This window comes from Streptomyces anulatus (assembly GCF_000721175.1).
Lineage (GTDB): Bacteria > Actinomycetota > Actinomycetes > Streptomycetales > Streptomycetaceae > Streptomyces > Streptomyces anulatus_C.
Window position 1 is genome coordinate 130076 of sequence record NZ_JOEZ01000010.1, and the last position, 16464, is coordinate 146539.

At 73.0% G+C, this 16464-nt stretch carries 14 protein-coding genes and 2 pseudogenes; 6 read left to right on the forward strand and 10 right to left on the reverse strand.

The features are described 5' to 3' along the window. Nucleotides 1–591 (reverse strand): TetR-like C-terminal domain-containing protein, encoded by a 591-nt coding sequence (locus IG90_RS0113485; RefSeq protein WP_030582647.1) that lies wholly within the window; start codon nt 589–591, stop codon nt 1–3. 106 nt (nt 592–697) lie between these two features. Here IG90_RS0113485 and IG90_RS0113490 point away from each other — a divergent pair, with 106 nt between their 5' ends. Next, nucleotides 698–1708: a zinc-binding dehydrogenase gene (locus IG90_RS0113490; RefSeq protein WP_030582651.1), complete on the forward strand. Its 1011-nt coding sequence runs from the start codon at nt 698–700 to the stop codon at nt 1706–1708. Here IG90_RS0113490 and IG90_RS0113495 read toward each other — a convergent pair. The 8 genes and pseudogenes from IG90_RS0113495 to IG90_RS0113525 all read right to left on the reverse strand — a co-directional run bounded on the left by IG90_RS0113495 (nt 1686) and on the right by IG90_RS0113525 (nt 8164). Further along, nucleotides 1686–2675 (reverse strand): YihY/virulence factor BrkB family protein, encoded by a 990-nt coding sequence (locus IG90_RS0113495; RefSeq protein WP_030582653.1) that lies wholly within the window; start codon nt 2673–2675, stop codon nt 1686–1688. The genes IG90_RS0113490 and IG90_RS0113495 overlap by 23 nt on opposite strands. Nucleotides 2676–2845: 170 nt before the next feature. Next, the gene (locus tag IG90_RS0113500; protein ID WP_030582655.1) at nt 2846–3163 is read right to left on the reverse strand and encodes a cupin domain-containing protein; all 318 of its coding nucleotides are present in this window, start codon (nt 3161–3163) and stop codon (nt 2846–2848) included. A gap of 44 nt (nt 3164–3207) precedes the next feature. Then, nucleotides 3208–3303 (reverse strand): annotated as a pseudogene (locus IG90_RS47085) (substrate-binding domain-containing protein); the annotation flags it as partial. Between the two features lie 140 nt (nt 3304–3443). Continuing rightward, nucleotides 3444–4634, reverse strand: a complete 1191-nt coding sequence (locus IG90_RS0113505) for a S8 family peptidase (protein WP_030582656.1) — start codon at nt 4632–4634, stop codon at nt 3444–3446. A 99-nt stretch (nt 4635–4733) separates the two neighbouring features. Next, nucleotides 4734–5852 carry a type III polyketide synthase gene (locus tag IG90_RS0113510; RefSeq protein WP_030582658.1) on the reverse strand — a complete coding sequence of 373 codons (1119 nt, stop codon included), beginning with the start codon at nt 5850–5852 and terminating at the stop codon, nt 4734–4736. A gap of 34 nt (nt 5853–5886) precedes the next feature. Continuing rightward, nucleotides 5887–7107, reverse strand: a complete 1221-nt coding sequence (locus tag IG90_RS0113515) for a cytochrome P450 (protein ID WP_030582660.1) — start codon at nt 7105–7107, stop codon at nt 5887–5889. A 147-nt stretch (nt 7108–7254) separates the two neighbouring features. Next, nucleotides 7255–7623: pseudogene (locus IG90_RS0113520) on the reverse strand (ATP-binding cassette domain-containing protein); the annotation flags it as partial. 124 nt (nt 7624–7747) lie between these two features. Then, nucleotides 7748–8164 (reverse strand): acyl-CoA thioesterase, encoded by a 417-nt coding sequence (locus tag IG90_RS0113525; RefSeq protein WP_030582665.1) that lies wholly within the window; start codon nt 8162–8164, stop codon nt 7748–7750. A gap of 522 nt (nt 8165–8686) precedes the next feature. Here IG90_RS0113525 and IG90_RS0113530 point away from each other — a divergent pair. The 4 genes from IG90_RS0113530 (at nt 8687) to IG90_RS0113545 (ending at nt 13607) form a co-directional block, all read left to right on the forward strand. After that, nucleotides 8687–9103, forward strand: a complete 417-nt coding sequence (locus IG90_RS0113530) for an ATP-binding protein (RefSeq protein WP_030582669.1) — start codon at nt 8687–8689, stop codon at nt 9101–9103. A gap of 142 nt (nt 9104–9245) precedes the next feature. Continuing rightward, nucleotides 9246–11621, forward strand: coding sequence for an FHA domain-containing protein (locus IG90_RS0113535; protein ID WP_030582671.1), 2376 nt, complete (start codon nt 9246–9248; stop codon nt 11619–11621). Nucleotides 11622–11630: 9 nt separating this feature from the next. After that, complete coding sequence (locus tag IG90_RS39410) at nt 11631–12584, forward strand: hypothetical protein (protein ID WP_033894152.1); 954 nt, start codon at nt 11631–11633, stop codon at nt 12582–12584. 6 nt (nt 12585–12590) lie between these two features. Continuing rightward, the gene (locus IG90_RS0113545) at nt 12591–13607 is read left to right on the forward strand and encodes a serine/threonine-protein kinase (RefSeq protein WP_030582677.1); all 1017 of its coding nucleotides are present in this window, start codon (nt 12591–12593) and stop codon (nt 13605–13607) included. 29 nt (nt 13608–13636) lie between these two features. Here the strand turns inward: IG90_RS0113545 and IG90_RS0113550 are convergent, their stop codons facing one another. After that, nucleotides 13637–14923 carry a streptophobe family protein gene (locus IG90_RS0113550; protein WP_030582679.1) on the reverse strand — a complete coding sequence of 429 codons (1287 nt, stop codon included), beginning with the start codon at nt 14921–14923 and terminating at the stop codon, nt 13637–13639. Between the two features lie 191 nt (nt 14924–15114). Between IG90_RS0113550 and IG90_RS0113555 the strand changes: the two genes are divergently transcribed. Next, nucleotides 15115–16464, forward strand: a complete 1350-nt coding sequence (locus IG90_RS0113555; RefSeq protein WP_033894153.1) for a DUF6777 domain-containing protein — start codon at nt 15115–15117, stop codon at nt 16462–16464.

Below are 16464 nucleotides of genomic sequence, written 5' to 3' on the forward strand. Positions count from 1 at the left end.
TCACCCGTTACGGGCGCGCGCGCCGTCCAGCGTCAGGTCCACGATCCGGCGCGCGAGCCCCTCGTCCAGCGGCGCCCCGGTCAGCAGGACCCGCGCGAACAGCGGCCCCGCCAGGGTCTCGGCCACCAGCCGGGCATCAGTGTCCGGGGCCAGCTCGCCGCGCTCGACACCGCGCCGCACGATCTGCTCGCCGCGCTCCAGCCGGGCGTCCCAGTACGGGAGGCGCTCCGCCTCGACGGCCCCCGCGTCGGGGGAGGCGCCGAGGTGGAGCAGGGCCGCTCCCTGCGGCGAGGCGAGGTAGTCGGAGACCGCCGACATCAGCTGGGTCAGGTCCTGGCGCACGTCCCCCGTGTCGGGCGCGGGCAGCGCGTCGTCGGCGTGCGAGCCGAGGGCGTCGAGCAGCAGGTTCTCGCGGGTCTTCCACCGTCGGTACACGGAGGTCTCGTGCACCCCGGCCGCCCGGGCGACCGCCGCGACCGTGGTGCCGGTGAGTCCTTCCGATGTGAGCAGGTCGACGGTGGCCGCCAGGACGGCCTGCCGCATGCGTTCGCCCCTGCGGCGCAGCGGCGCGGGGCTCTTCTCGGTGGTCACCTGCGAACCGTATCGCAGGGCTACTTGCTTTACAGGAAGGACCGGCTTACGTTTCAAAGCAAGGCGACTTGCGATAGGCCGCCGATCCGAACGTTAGGGACCCGTCATGGAACGCATGCGCGCCGCGCGTCTGCACCTCCCCAGCCGCACGCTCACCGTCGAGGAGGTGGACAGGCCCGTGCCCGGCCCCGGCGAGGTGCTGGTGAAGGTCGAGGCGGCGGGGGTGTGCCTCTCCGATGTGCACCTCGTCGACGGCACCCTGAGCCCGATGTACCTGGAGGGGGACACGGTCACCCTGGGCCACGAGGTGGCCGGGACCGTGACGGAGCCGGGGCCGGACGTCGAGGGCTGGGCGGTCGGTGACCGCGTGGTCCTCCAGGCCGGCGAGACGCGCCGGGGCCGGACGTACACCCGGGGCGTCGACTACGACGGCGGCTGGGCCGAGTACGCCCTCGCCGCCGCGTCCACCCTCGTCGCCCTGCCCGACTCGCTGCCCTTCGAACAGGCGGCGATCATCCCGGACGCGGTCTCGACACCCTGGGCGGCGGTGACCGCCACCGGTGATGTGCGGGCGGCGGAGGCGGTGGGGGTCTGGGGCGCGGGCGGGCTCGGCGCGCACGCCGTGCAGCTGCTGCGGGCGGTCGGCGCGCACCCCGTCGTCGCGGTGGACCCGGCCCCGGCGGCCCGGCGGCGGGCGCTGGAGTTCGGGGCCGACCTGGCGCTGGACCCTGCCGATCCGCGGTTCCGCGAGAAGGTGCTCGGGGCGACGGGCGGCGTGGGTCTGCAGGCCGCGTTCGACTTCGCCGGGGTCCCGCCGGTCCGCGAACAGGCGCTGACCACGCTGGCCCCGAAGGGGCGGCTGGTGCTGGTGGGACTCACCGACCAGCCGCTGACGGTCACCCACGGCACTCTGTTCAGCTATCGCCAGCAACGGATCCTGGGCCACTACGGCTCGGAGGGACACCATGTGGCGCAGCTCGTCCGGCTCGCCGAGGGCGGCCGGCTGGACTTCTCCCGGTCGATCACCGAGGTGCTGACCCTGGACGACGCGGCGTCGGCGGTGCGGCGGATGGAGACCAAGGAGGGCGACCCGGTCAGGATCGTTCTGCGGCCGTGACGGACGCGTCTCCCGCAACCGTCGCCGGCTCGTCCGAAGGGGCCGTCCCGGGCTCGCCCGCGGCGGTGCCGGGTTCCCGTGCCGGCTCACGCCGGTCCAGCTCGACGTTGAACTGGGCGCCGGCCAGCAGGGAGAGGTTGGCGAACCAGACCCAGATGAGGAAGACGACGAGCCCGGCGAGCGACCCGTACAGCCTGCTGTAGCTGCCGATCCGGGTCGCGTACAGCGCGAATCCCGCCGAGGCCGCCAGCCACAGGAACGCGGCCAGCACCCCGCCGGGCAGGCCCCTGCGGATGCCGCGAGCCGAGCGGGGTCCGCTGCGGAAGAGCACCAGGATCAGGCAGGCGACGAGACAGAGCAGCAGCGGCCACTTCAGGACTGCCCAGAAGGTCTCCCCGGCATGGGGCAGTCCCAGCCGGCGGCCCAGCCAGCGCGCCAGCGGGCCGGTCAGGACCAGCGCGAAGGCGCTGGTCATCAGCAGGACGAGCAGGCCGATCGCCGACGCGACGATGATGTGAGCCCTGCGCAGCGCCGGGCGGGTGTCCCGCACGTCGTGCATGGCGTGCATCGCCCTCCGGAACACCGCCAGGTAGCTGCACGCGGACCACACGGCGCTCACACTGCCGGTCGCCACGAGCACCCAGACGGCGGTGCGCTGCTCGGTCGCGGCCTCCAGCGGACGGCGCAGCGCCTCGCCGGATTCGGCGGGGGCGAAGGAGGTGATGTCGGCGATCAGGGCGCCGGTCGCGTCGGGGTTGGCCAGTCCGATCACGGACACGGTGACCAGGAGCGCCGGGAGCAGGGAGAGGATGGCGTAGTACGTCAGGGCGGCGGCCCAGTCGGTGACGTCGTCGTTCCACAGCGAGACCGGCGTGCGGCGCAGGGCCGTGCGCCAGCGGCGGGGCTGCGCGCTGCGTCCGGCGGCGGGGGCGGGGCTGTCCGCGGCGGACGCGGTCTGGGTGGGCAAGCTGGCACTCCGGGGACGTGGGCGGACGCTGCGGGCGGCGTGTCCTGTCCGTTCCCGGACGTGCCGACTCCACTCCATCCTCTCCTGCCACGTCGCGGCCGGGGCACACCCCTTCGCGGTCGGCGGTCCCCGCGCGCTGCCGGCGGTCAGCCGTGCGCGGACGGCCGTGATCAGTCGTTGACGGCCGTGAGCAGGACCACGGCGTCCTGGAGCGCCAGCAGCCCGTGCCGTTCCGGCGGGATCGGGTGCAGGGTCCCGGCCGGCAGTTCGGCGTCGCCGGAGGCGGCGGTGAGGCGGACGCTGCCGCGCAGCACGAGGAGCGAGGCGGCGGGCGGTGCGTTGTGCTCGTCGAGCGCCGTCCCCTCGGTGAGGGCGATCACCGTCTGCCGCAAGGGGGGCTGCTGGAGCAGGAGGTGGGCGCTGCGGCCGTGCGCGGCGGCGCGGGCCGCGGTCAGGTGTTCCTCGGCGAGTGCGTTGAGGTCGTCCATGTGCCCACTGTGCCGCAGCCGTGGCGGCGCCGCGATCCGCGCGCTCAGCGGGCCTCCTTCGCGGAGGAGCCCCGTACCACCAGCTCCGGCTCGGACAGCAGCTCGTCCGGAGGGACCGATCCGCCCTGGATGCCCGCGCAGGGATATGCCGGCCGGTTTTCGGCTGCCTCCCCTACGGCCAGCCGTCAAGGCGCGACGTGGCTACGGCGTCGCCTAACGGCCCCGTACACCGCTCCCCGGCCCCGTGGGCGGGCCTCCGGTCCGGCTGCCCGACGGATCGTCAGAGGCCGCCGGTGTACAGCAGCCGGTCGGGCGAGCCCTGGCCGAGGCCGGAGAGCACGTCCTCGGTGGCCGTGTCCGTCAGCCATCGTGCGACGGCGGCGGGCGAGGCCGACGGGTTCTGCTCCTTGTAGAGCGCGGCGACGCCCGCGACGTGCGGGCTGGCCATGGAGGTGCCGTTCAGCGAGACGGTGCCGCCGCCGAGCCGGGCGGAGACGATGTCGGCGCCGGGGGCGTAAAGCGCGACGCAGGAGCCCCAGTTGCTGAAGGAGGTCTCCCGGTCCTGCCGGTCGCTCGCCCCGACCGTGACCACGCCGTCCGCGGTGGCCGGGGAGACGTCACAAGCGTCCCGGTCGTCGTTGCCCGCGGCCACGACGGGCAGCACGCCCGCGTCGGCGACGGACTCGGCCGCCGCGTCGACCGCGGTCGAACGGGCGCCGCCCAGCGAGGCGTTCAGCACGGCGGGGGTCCCGGTGCGCGCGGCGTCCTTGGCGACCCAGTCGAACCCGGCGAGGATGCCGGCCCAGGTGCCCCGGCCCTCGCAGTTCAGGACGCGTACGTTGACCAGGGTGGCGTCCCCGGCGACGCCGGAGGTCGCGCCGCCGACGGTGCCCGCGACGTGCGTGCCGTGTCCGTTGCAGTCCATGCCGCCGCGGCCGTCGCCGACGGCGTCGTACCCGTTCACGACGCGGCCGCCGAATTCGCTGTGCGCGGCGTCGATCCCGGTGTCGACGACGTACGCCTTCACGCCCTTGCCGGTGGCCGCGGTGGTGAAGGTGTCGTCCAGCGGCAGGGCGCGCTGGTCGATGCGGTCGATGCCCCAGCCGGCCGCGGGGGCCCGCAGCAGGTTCGCGGCGGTGGGCGCGGGGACGGTCACCTCGGCGTTCTCCTCGACGGCGAGGACGCCTGGGACGGTCCGTACCGCTTCGAGTTCGGTGGCGGTGAGCGTGGCGGCGAAACCGTGCAGGACGTTTCCGTACGTGAACAACGGGCTGAGCCCGAACTTCCGCAGGAAGGTCTCCGGCGGGAGTTCGGGCTCCAGGGTGACGATGTACTGCCCGGGCACGGCCCGGGTGGACTGCTCCACCAGGACTTCTTCCGGTCCGCTGTCGGCCGAGGCCTGGGCGGGTGCGCCGATCAACGGTGCGATCAGCAGCAGGGCGGCCGTGGTCCATCGGGCGGGCAGGCGCATGCATTCTCCTCGGGATGGGGATCCGTTCGCGGAGCGAGTGCATCCGCGAAGCGCGAACACCCGTTCCTTCGTCCCCGTCCGTCGGTCGCCTTAGCGGGTTCAGCCGGACAGCGCAGCGCCGGCGGTCAGCTCCAGCTCGTCCAGGTCGCGTTCGACGCCCGCCCGGAGGTCGTCGTTCGCCCAGCTGCCCACGGCCACCTCGGCCGTGATGCCGGGCCCGAATCCGGCGATGAGCCCCTGCGCGGCCTCGGCGGCTCCGCCGTCGTCGAAGAGCCGTGCCAGCGCGTCGAAGACGACGGAGCTGGCGATGTTGCCGCGTTCGGTGAGGGTGGCCCGGCTGTAACGGAACATCTCGGGCGGCAGCTTCAGGAAGTGGCAGAGGTCGTCCAGGATGCGCGGCCCGCCCGCGTGGACGATGAAGAAGTCCATGTCCGGGACGGACCAGCCGTGCAGGTCGACCAGGTCCTGGAGGACCGGGGCGAGCATCTCCATGGTGCCCGGGACCCGCTTGTCCAGCAGGAAGTGGAACCCGGTGTCGCGGACCGCGTAGGAGATCCAGTCCTCGGTGTCGGGCACCAGGTGGGAGCCGTTGCGCTCCAGCCGCATGCCGGCGCCGCCCTGTCCACGGACGACGGCCGCGGAGATGGCGTCGCCGAAGAGCCCGTTGGAGAGCAGCGAGCCGACCCCGATGTCGGTGGGCTGGTAGCAGAGCGAGCAGAACTCGCAGGACACGATGAGGACGTTGGACTCGGGGTAGGCCAGGCAGAAGTCGTGCGCGCGGTTGATCGCCGCGCCGCCCGCCGCGCAGCCGAGCTGGGCGATGGGCAGTTGGCGGGTCTCGGGTCTGAAGCCCATGGTGTTGATGATCCACGCGGTCAGCGAGGGCATCATGAAGCCCGTGCAGGAGACGTAGACGATCAGGTCGATCTCGGACGGGTCGGTCTCGGCGTTGGCGAGTGCCTGCCGGACGACTTCGGGGACCCGGGTCTTGGCCTCGGCCTCGTACACCCGGTTGCGCACCTCGAATCCGGGGTGCTTCAGGGTCTCCTCGATGGGCTGCACGAGGTGCCGGGTCTGGACGCCCGTGTTCTGGATGAGCCGCAGGACGAGGTCTCGCTGCGGGTGCCCGGCGTGGGTCTCCCGGGCCAGGTCCAGGGTCTGCTGCATCGTGATGACGTGCTCGGGCACAGCGATGGCCGGTCGGCACAGGGTCGCCATAAGTTCTCCTCGTTCTCTGGAGCGAAGGCTCTCGTCACCATGTGACGGGCAGGGCGAGCGGGTAACGCCAGATGGACGTCGTGTTCCACGAGACGTCCGCGGGCGGCACGTCCAGACGCAGCGCCGGGAAGCGGGTCAGCAGCGTGGAGAAGGCCACTTCCAGTTCCATGGTGGCCAGCGGCGCGCCCAGGCAGTGGTGAGCCCCCCAGCCGAACGTCATGTGGGGGATGGTCGGCCGGTCGGGGTCCAGCTCGTCGGGACGGTCGAACTTGGCGGAGTCCCGATTGGCCGTCAGGTAGGACACGTGCACCACGTCGCCGGCCTTGATGAGGACACCGGAGAGCTCCACGTCCTCCAGGGCGATGCGCGGGATGCCGACGCCCTTGCGGAAGGGGATGTGGCGCAGCAGCTCCTCCAGGGTGCGGGGCAACCGCTGCGGTTCGGCCCGGAGGGACCGCATGAGGTCCGGGCGGGTGAGCAGGGTGTAGGCGATGTTGCCGAGCTGATAGGTCGTGGTGTCCTGGCCGGTGATGAGCAGGACCATCGCCATGACGGCCAGCTCGTCGTCGTCCAGCAGTTCGGCGCCGTCCCGGGCGGTGGCCAGGGTGCTGATGAGGTCCTCGCCCGGGGAGCGGCGCCGGTCGGCGGTCAGCTCCTGGAAGTAGCCGCGCAGCTCCGCCTTGGCGCGTACCGCGTCCTGCTTGCCCGCGGCCCCGACATTCATCATGGTCATGGCGTGGGCGCGGAGCCAGGGGCGGTCGGCCTCGGGGATGTCGAGGGCCTCGCAGATGGTGATCAGTGGCAGCGGCGCGGAGACCCGGGCGACGAAGTCGGCCGGGGAGCCCTCTTCCTCCATCTCGTCCAGCAGCCGGTCCACCACACGCTGGGTGCCGCCGCGCATCTGCTCGACGCGACGTGGGGTGAAGCTCTTGGCGACCAGGCCCCGCAGCCGGCTGCTGGCGGGCGGGTCCATGAGGTTGATGGACTCCGCCTGCACGATCGGCTCCGGCGTCATCCGGGGGAAGTCACGGCCGAGGACTGCGCTGCGGCTGAACCGCCGGTCGGTGGTGACCGTCCGGACGTCCTCGTAGCGGGTGACCAGCCAGGCCTCGCCCTCTCCGTACGCCATACGGATGCGGGACACCGGCTCCTCGGTCAGCAATTGCCTGAGCTGGGGGTCGAACTCCAACTGCTGCGCGTAGTCGAAAGGACAGCTCCGGACGGTTTCCTTGTTCTGCACCGAGGTGTTCTCCACCGAGGTTCTCCCAATGACCACTTCGAGGAATGGGGCGTGTGCCGGACCGGGACCCGGCACCGACCTACCCTGTGTGCCCCGTCACTCTTCGGAACATGTCAGTGACACACAGCGGTCAGTCGATCAGGGGGGCGCACGCCCCGGCGCTCAACCGGTCGCCTCCCCGACAGGCAGTGCCTCGGCCCGGCCCAGGACGTGGTGGCGGCCGATCGGGAGCATCAGGGGCCGGCCCGACAGGGGGTCCCCGATGATGCGGCTGTCGAGGTCGAACACCGCCCGTACGGTCTCCTCCGTCAGCACCTCGGCGGGGGTGCCGGACGCGTGGAGCCCGCCGTCGGGCAGGGCGATCAGGTGGTCAACGTACCGGGCGGCGAGGTTGAGGTCGCGCAGGACCACCACGATGGTGGTGCCGCGCGAGCGGTTCAGGTCGGTCAGGAGGTCCAGGGCCTCGATCCGGTGGCCGGCGTCGTGGAAGGTGGTCGGCTCGTCGAGCAGCAGGAGACCGGTCCGCTGGGCGCCCGGCGACCATCTGGTCGCCGGCACCGCCGTCTGACGGGGCCGGCGTCCCCGGAGCCGATGGCGAAGGCGAAGACGAACGCCCCGTCCCCGCCGCTCGGCGAGTACGGGGCGTTCGCCGGCGTCAGCCGGTCAGCAGGTCCGGGTTGCCCGCCAGAGCGGCCAGGCGGCCCTGCGGGTCCGGGACGAGGCGGCGGTCGGTCAGGTCGAGGACGCCGGCCACTCCGGTGATCTCCGCGGCCACCGTGCCGTCCTCCTTGAGGATCTGCTGCTCCAGGGCGAACGTCTTGCCCGTGCCGTAGTCGAACCGGCAGGTGATCCTGACGCGCTCACCACCGCGCAGCTCGCGGCGGTACTTGACCGTCACCTCCAGCTGGACCGGGCCGATCCCGTCGGCCAGCAGTTTCTCCTGCGGTAGTCCGGCGGCCCGCAGCAGCTCCCAGCGGGCGTGCTCCGCGTACTGGAGGTAGACGGCCTGGTTCAGATGGCCCTGGGTGTCGAGTTCGTAGCCGCGCACGGTCACATCAACGGAGAAGGTCATGACCGTGCGAACGTCTGCGGGCAGCGGTCCATTCCGGTGGCCCGGCGCCCCGGGTGAAGGCTCTGCGCACCGTGCGAGCAGGTCCTCCTTGCGGTGCAGCGGGACGTGGCCGGTGCGCGGGCGGTCCGGGGCCGGGCCGGTCACCGGAAAGCACGGGGCTTGATGCTGGAGACGAGGGCCCGCGAAACCGGCGAGCGCCGAGGCCGCAGAACGTCGACGCGCTGCGGCGGCTCGCGAGCAGGACCTGACGGAGCATCGGACGGACCTGCCCGGCAGCCTTCCGAGCGCGTACGACGCGATCGGCCGGGGGCTCGACGTTCCCGCGGGAGAGACCGTCGCTGTCGCCGGGTCGGCCCAGGTGCGCCGCACGCCGGCGCACCGCGTCCAGCGCGACCGGCTCCCGGGCGGGCGCCGAGCCGTTCGGCGTACACCGCGCACACTTTCTCCGGCCGATTTCCATGAGATGTCGTTTCGGGGGTATCCGAACTCCAGCAGGAAAGCTCACGCGACGGGGTGGAAGCTATGAACGACCGTATTCTGATGACGTTTTCACCGGACGGCCAGACCCGTACCGATTTCGTCTGCCGGCCGGAGAAGGCCGCCGACGCGCGGGACGCGGTCAGCGCGTTCGTCACCCGGCTGCACCCCGCGCCGACCTCGCTCACGGTCCAGAACCTCCTGCTCCTGGTGTCGGAGCTGGTGACCAACGCCGTCCGGCACGCTGGGGCCGTCACCGCACTGTGGCTGACGGCGGACCGCACGGGCGTCCATGTCCGGGTCACCGACCCGAGCCCGGCGCGCCCGCAGGACCGGACGCCCGACCTGACCGGCCGGACCGGTGGGTTCGGCTGGCCGATGGTCCAGCGGCTGGCCCAGGAGGTACGGGTCCGGGAGACGGCGGGCGGCGGGAAGGTCATCCTCGCCACCGTGCCGCGCTGAGCCGTGACCGCGCCGGACCGGCCACCGGCCACCGGCACGATCCTTTTCACGGCGCCCGGGAACACGAGCCTGATCGCGGCGTCCAGGAGCGCGAACCTCCGGCGGCGGGCGCCGATCGTTACGTATCGGTAGAATTCAGGGCATGGGAGAGCGGCCTGCGACGCCGACTGCGCCCGAACTCGTTCTGGAGACCGATCTGGGCTCCACGGTGATGAGTCCGAGCCGGGATTACCATGTCGGGCGCGACCCCGACAGTGACATCGTCATCGACGACATCCGGGTCTCCTGGCACCACGCGATCCTGCATCCCGAGGCCGGTCACTGGACCATCGAGGACGAGGACAGCACCAACGGCACGTACACCGGTGGACGGCGGATCCGCGCCGCGGACGTCGGCGCGGGCAGCGAGATCCGCTTCGGCAATCCGAGCGACGGACCGCGCGCCCTGCTGCTGGGCCGGGAGCCCCCCGCGCCCGCCGCGCCCCCCGCCCCCTCCGCCGGCCGCCCCTCGGCCGTGTCGATGCCCGCGGCGACCGGCACGTTCCGGCAGCCCACGACCGTACGTCCGCTGCCCGCGAAGACCGTGCGGATCGGCCGCGACGCGGGCAACGACCTCGTCATCGACGATCTGGTGGTCTCCCGCCACCACGCCGAACTGCGGGCGCTGGCCGACGGCACCTACGAGATAGTCGACCTCGGCAGCCACAACGGAACCTTCCTCAACGGTCAGCCGGTCGCCCGCGGGCCCGTCGGTCCCGGTGACATCGTCGGCATCGGCCACTCGGCGTTCTGCCTGGTCGGCGACGCACTCCAGGAGTTCGTGGACACCGGTGAGGTCTCGCTGGACGTCCAGGACCTGGAGGTCACGGTCGGCCGGGCCGGCAAGGGCGGCAAGACCCTGCTGGACCGGGTCTCCTTCCCCGTCGGCGAGAAGTGTCTGCTCGGTGTGGTGGGGCCCAGCGGCGCGGGGAAGTCCACGCTGCTCAACGCGCTCACCGGCCAGCGCCCCGCCGACAGCGGCACTGTGCTCTACGACGGCCGTGACCTCTACCGGGACTTCGCCGAACTGCGCCAGCGCATCGGCCTCGTCCCGCAGGACGACATCCTGCACTCCCAGCTGACCGTGCGTAAGGCCCTCGGTTACGCAGCCGAGCTCCGCTTCCCACAGGACACCGCGAAGGCCGAGCGGCAGGCGCGGGTCGCCGAGGTGATCCAGGACCTCGGCCTCGAACAGCGCGCCGACCAGCCGATCCACTCGCTCTCCGGAGGTCAGCGCAAGCGGGTGAGCGTCGCCCTGGAGCTGCTGACGAAGCCCTCACTCCTCTTCCTGGACGAACCGACCTCGGGGCTCGACCCCGGCATGGACCGCTCGGTCATGCACATGCTGCGCGGCCTGGCCGACGACGGCCGCACGGTCATCGTCGTCACACACAGTGTGCTGAGCCTGGAAGTCTGCGACCGGCTGCTCGTCCTCGCGCCCGGCGGCCGCATCGCCTACTACGGCCCCCCGGAGGACGCTCTCGCCTTCTTCGGCTTCACGGAGTGGCCGGAGGCGTTCGAGGCCTTCGAGAACGACCGCGACCGCGACTGGGCGGCCACCTACGCCGGTTCCCCCTTCCACCAGCAGTACATCGTCAACGCCACGGCCCAGCCCCACCTGCCCCCGGCCGCGCCCGGAGCTCTGGTCGCACCGCCGCCGAAGACCCGTAACTGGGGTGCGCAACTGCACACGCTCGTACGCCGGTACGCCTCCGCGCTGAGCGCCGACCGGACGTTCCTGATCATCATGATCGCGCTGCCCTTCGTCATGGGCGCCATGGCCCGTGCGCTGGCCGGCAGCCGGCTCACCCAGGAGACGGCGATGAACGCCATGCTGATCCTGTGCGTGGGCGGAGTACTGACCGGAGCGGCCAACGCGGTACGGGAGTTGGTCAAGGAGCGGGTGATCTACCAGCGGGAGAGGGCCGTCGGGCTCTCCAGATCCGCGTACCTCATGTCGAAGATCGTGGTGCTCGGTACCGTCACCGTCCTCCAGGCCGTGGTACTGACCCTGGTGGGACTGATGGGCGTCGATCTCAACGCGCCAGGTGGCGATGGGGTGTTCCTGCCACCGCTCGTGGAGATCACGCTGGCTGTCGCCCTGTTGTCCTTCACCGCGATGATGCTCGGCCTCCTCGTCTCCGCGCTGGTGCGCAAGGAGGAGGTGACGATGCCCCTGCTCGTCCTCCTCGCCATCGTCCAGGTCGTCTTCTGCGGCGCGCTGCTCAAGCTGCACGGCGTCCCCGGGGTGGAGCAGCTGTCGTGGCTGGTGCCGTCGCGGTGGGCACTCGGGGCGATGGCCGGGACGATCGATCTGGCGCGGATCGTGCCGGGCGAGCTGACCTCCGATCCGCTCTTCGGGCACTCGGCGGGGGTCTGGCTGCTCAACATGGGCATGATGGCCGTCCTCTCGCTCGTCTTCGGATACGTGGTCATGAGACTCCTGAGGCGGCACGAACCCGCGGTCATGCGGAAGTGAGGTGGTTCCATGGCGACCCCGACCCCGGAATTCCGCCCCACGCACGTCGTCCCGCCGGACGGGCTGGCGGCCTGGGAGTCCCCCGACGTAGCGCGGCCCACCGACCCGCTGGACGCCCTGCTCCCGGTTCAACTGCAGGACCGGCGCGGGGACTGGGCGTATGTCGCCTGCTCCAACGGCTGGTCGGCCTGGGTCGACGGGAGGCTTCTCGTCTCCGTACCGCAGACGCCTCCGGCCGCGGGGGCGCCGCTCGCGCGCACCGCGGACCCGCGACCGCTGCTGGCCAGGGCGGAGGAGTCGCTGAGCCGGTACCGCCGCGCGGCCCAGGACCTGGCCGAGGGCCGCAGCGACGGGGAGGGCTTCCGGCAGCGGACGCGGGGGCTGCGGGTGGGGATGGTGGTGGACGGGGAGTCGGTGTGGCTGTACGACGCCGAGCACGAGCGGTGGGTCTTCTGCGACGGGACCCGGCTGAGTACGTACGCGGCGCAGGCGGGACCGGGAGCGGCGGGACCGGTGTCCGGGGAGGCGGGGGTGGCGGGGGCCCCGGCTCCGGAACCCACGCGGGTCGTGGCCGGTGAGGAGCCGGAGCCGCCCCGCGTGACACCGCCGGACGGGCGGCCCGAACCGACGCGCGTGGTGACGCCCGACGAAGGGGGCCCCACACCCGCCGCACCGCCCGACGAACAGGAGCCCTCCCGCACGGTGACGCCGGACGGGCCCGAACCCACCCGCGTGGTGACGCCCGACAAAGGGGGCCCCACACCCGCCGCACCGCCCGGCGCCCCCGAATCCACCCGCGTGGTGACGCCTGACGGCCCCGAACCCACCCGCGTCGTCACTCCGGACCAACCCGGCCCCACCCGCCCGGCGCCCCCCGACGCGCCCGAACCCACCCGGGCGATCACCGTCGCCGGGCCCGACGAACCGCCCGGCGGCGGGGCGTCGGGAAATGCGGGGCGGTGACGGCCGATGGCACGACCGCCACCTCCCTCGCACGACGCCGGGCTGCCCGCCGGGCGCGAGGACGATCTCGTCGGCAAGCGCATCGCGAGCTATCTGGTCGAGGCGGAGATCGGTCGTGGCGGGATGGCGGTCGTCTACCGGGCCAAGGACCTCCGGCTGGACCGGATCGTCGCGCTGAAGCTGCTCGCACCCGAGCTGGCCCGCAACGACACCTTCCGTCAGCGGTTCACGCACGAGTCACGCGTGGCGGCCGCGATCGACCACCCCCACATCGTGCCGGTGTTCGAGGCGGGCGAGACGGAGGGGCTGCTCTACATCGCCATGCGCTTCGTCGCGGGCGCCGATCTGCGCGTCCTGATCGACCGGCGCGGGCCACTGGACCTCACGGCCGCCGTCCGGATCGCCGGACAGGTCGCCTCCGCGCTCGACGCGGCCCACGACCACGACCTGGTGCACCGGGACGTGAAGCCCGGCAACATCCTGGTGGCGGCGGGCACCGACAGCGACCATCCGGAGCACGTGTATCTGACGGACTTCGGGCTGACGAAGAAGTCGCTGTCGCTGACCGGGTTCACCACGGTCGGGCAGTTCGTCGGCACCCTCGACTACGTGGCGCCGGAACAGATCTCCGGGCGGCCCGTGGACGGGCGGTGCGACGTGTACAGCCTCGCCTGTGTCGTCCAGGAGACCCTGACCGGTGCGCCGCCCTTCCAGCGGGACGACGACATGGCGCTGCTCTGGGCCCACCAGTACGACCCGCCCACCCCGCCGAGCGGGCTGCGGCCCGGGCTCCCCGTCGCCGTCGACGGTGTACTGGCGAAGGCACTCGCCAAGTCCCCGGAGGACCGTTACGAGACCTGTCTGCGGTTCGTCGCCGCCCTGCGGGCCGCGGCGGCGGGCATCGGACCCGGCGAGCACGCTGCGACCCGGGTGGACGCGCCCGCCGGCTCCTGGTCGGCCGCGCCCGAAGCTCCGCCCGCGCCGCCGCGCTGGGCCGCCCCGGTGTTCCCGGGCACCAGCTGAGCGGACGGCCGGATCCCCGTGGGGCCGGTTCAGGCGCCCGGCCCCGCGTCCAGGACCTCGCCGCGCCGGTGCACCCGGGTGGCCGCGAGGCCGCCGAGGAAACCGGTGACCAGGCCCCACAACACGGCGAACCCGAGTGCCGTCCACAGCTTCGGGCGCAGCGACACCTCCCCGCCGAGGCCGCCGCCGAGGTCCCCGAGACCCAGGAGGGACAGTCCGTAGTGGGCGGAGATCCGTGCGGTGAGGCAGATGAACAGCACGGTCAGCGTGAGCGCCACCGCCATATGGACCGCGTGCTGCCACAAGCGCGTTCGGGTGGGCGAGCGGGCCGCCATGAGGAATGCGGCGGCGAGCACCAGCGCCGCGACGACGACCACGAGCCAGCGGACGCGGCCGTCCTGTGCGGCGAGGGTGCTCAGGTTCAGGGTGGAGAGGTCGGGGGTGCGCAGGACGGAGTCGAGCACCTGGGGCATGGGCAGCCCGAAGGGGCCCTCGACCTTGCCCTCCCAGGACGCGCCCAGGCCGAGGGTGAGCGCGAGCCAGACCAGGTTGGGCAGTCCGAGGAGGAGCACCGCGACGGTCTCGGCCGGGTGCCCGCGTGTGATCATCATGACGAGACCGGCGACGACGCCGAGCGCGACGCACGCGAGGAGCAGCACCACCATGGCGAACGCCGCCGGGCGCACCGCTTCCTGGAAGCGCAGCAGCCGGGCCGGGAGGGGGGCGCCGCGCGAGACGAGCATGGCCAGCACGAGGACTCCGGCCAGCCACAGCAGCCCGAGGACCAGGGTCAGGGGGATCTCCGCCCGGAATCCGACCTTCGGGTCTTCGCCGAGGAGGTCCCCGGCACCGCTGCCGGTGAGGTCGTCGGCCGAGAGGGTGAAGGTGTGCCGGGCGATCAGCGAGAGCACGATCAGCGCGACGATCCACAGGGCGGCGACGCGGCCCGCCCAGCCGGCCAGTTCGCGGCCTCCGGCGACGGCCCGGTGGTGGAGCGGGCGGAGGAAGCCCCGGGCGATCAGGAGTGCGCCCACCAGGGTCACCGAGAGCGGCAGTACCGAGAGGTCGGCCTGCGCCCCCACGAGGGAACCGGCGTCCCCGGAGAGCCCGACGGAGCCGCCCGCCGCCATCACCACCACCGCGGCGACGACGGCCGGGAAGGCGCCACCGGGCAGCCCGGCCGCGCCGGCGGCCCACAGGCCGAGCGCCGCGGTCACCACCATGGCCAGCACGCCGGTGAGGACCGCCAGGAGCGCGTCGCGCCAGCCGTGGGGGGTGCGTGCGCTGTTCTCGTCGTTCTTCGCCCGGACGTTCACGCCCCCACGCTAAGCAGGGACCCGACGCCCCGCTCCCCGGGGAAACGGTTCCTCCCTCCGCTTGCGGGGACCACTGCGGCAGGACAGACAATGAGGCGATATGCCCTGGATTGTCGACTGATGGCCCTGGTACGGAATCGGGACCGGGCAGGGACGTCCGGGGCGGGTACCGACATCGGGGAGCAGAGCCCGTGAGTGTCCAACCGCCGCAGTCCGGCCGCCCGACAGGACCGCCGTCCGGCCCGCTCTCGGGCCCTTCGCAGTCCGGCCCCACACCGCCCCCTCCGACCGTGTCCGGTCCGCCGCCCGGCCCGCCCAGCGGCGGCGACCTCGGCGGGCCGCACGGCTCCGGCGGCTCGGGGGGCTCGGGCGGAGGCGGGGACTCCGGCGGTGGTGCGGGCGGTCCCGGCGGCCCGGGCAGCGGCTCGGGCGCCGCCCCCGGTTCCGGCCCCGACCGCCCCTGGTGGCGTTCGGTCCCCCGGATCGCGGCGATCGCAACGGCTCTGGTCGCGGCGGTCGTGCTGGTCGTCGTCCTGACCCGGCCCGACGGCGGGTCGAAGGCCGGCGGCGAGGTGTTCCTCCAGGCGGCGGGCGAGTCCGGGCCGGATCCGTTCACGGAGTCCACGGCCCGCGAGAGCGATCCCGAGCCCGGCACGGCCAGCCCCTCCGTCGCGCCGAGCGCGTCCAGGACCGACGCGCAGGTCACGCGTGGTGTGGACGGCGCGGCCCCGGGTCTCTACGGGGGCACCCGCAAGGTCGCCAGTTGCGATGTGGAGCAGCAGATCAAGGTGCTGCAGGCGGCTCCGGACAAGAACCGGGCGTTCGCCTCGGTCCAGGACATCGAGCCGTCCGCCGTCCCCGGCTATCTGCGGGGGCTCACCCCCGTAACGCTGCGCATGGACACCCGCGTCACCAACCACGGCTACCGGGACGGCGAGGCGAACGCCTACCAGGCGGTGCTCCAGGCGGGTACGGCGGTCCTCGTCGACGACCGGGGCGTGCCCCGGGTGCGCTGTGCGTGCGGGAACCCGCTGCTGCCGCCCGTCGCCCAGGAGGAGAAGCCCCGGCAGACGGGCAAGGCGTGGCCGGGCTACCGGGCCTCCGACGTGGTCGTGGTGGAGCCGTCGGCGAAGCCGGTGAAGGAGTTCGTGATGGTCGATCCGGAGAACGGCGACTGGTTCAAGCGGCCGGCCGGGGACACGGGCGACGGTGACAAGAAGACGGATCCGCCGAAGAACGCGTCCGAATCCCCCTGTCCGCCCGGTTCGGACCCCTGCCCGTCGTCGTCCGGGGCCACTCCGTCCTCGCCGGACGACCCGGCGTCGCGGCCCGGTGACGATCCGGCGACCTCCGAGCCCCCGCCGGACGGTCCGGCGACCTCGCAGCCGCCGCCCGACGACCCGGGGACCGAGCCCGCGCCGGAGGACCCGCCGGGGTCGCCCGACTCGCAGTCGGCCCCGCAGCCGCCCGCCCCGGACTCTCCGGGAACGCAGGATCCCGCACCGGGAACGGCCCCGCAGGGAGCGCCCGCGATCAGGTAG

Bases quoted from the DNA above. Each gene is read 5' to 3' on its own strand.
- IG90_RS0113545 (WP_030582677.1), top strand. From the start codon at position 12,591: ATGGCACGACCGCCACCTCCCTCGCACGACGCCGGGCTGCCCGCCGGG.
- IG90_RS39410 (WP_033894152.1), top strand. From the start codon at position 11,631: ATGGCGACCCCGACCCCGGAATTCCGCCCCACGCACGTCGTCCCGCCG.
- IG90_RS0113535 (WP_030582671.1), top strand. From the start codon at position 9,246: ATGGGAGAGCGGCCTGCGACGCCGACTGCGCCCGAACTCGTTCTGGAG.
- IG90_RS0113490 (WP_030582651.1), top strand. From the start codon at position 698: ATGGAACGCATGCGCGCCGCGCGTCTGCACCTCCCCAGCCGCACGCTC.
- IG90_RS0113510 (WP_030582658.1), bottom strand. From the start codon at position 5,852: ATGGCGACCCTGTGCCGACCGGCCATCGCTGTGCCCGAGCACGTCATC.
- IG90_RS0113505 (WP_030582656.1), bottom strand. From the start codon at position 4,634: ATGCGCCTGCCCGCCCGATGGACCACGGCCGCCCTGCTGCTGATCGCA.
- IG90_RS0113500 (WP_030582655.1), bottom strand. From the start codon at position 3,163: ATGGACGACCTCAACGCACTCGCCGAGGAACACCTGACCGCGGCCCGC.
- IG90_RS0113525 (WP_030582665.1), bottom strand. From the start codon at position 8,164: ATGACCTTCTCCGTTGATGTGACCGTGCGCGGCTACGAACTCGACACC.
- IG90_RS0113530 (WP_030582669.1), top strand. From the start codon at position 8,687: ATGAACGACCGTATTCTGATGACGTTTTCACCGGACGGCCAGACCCGT.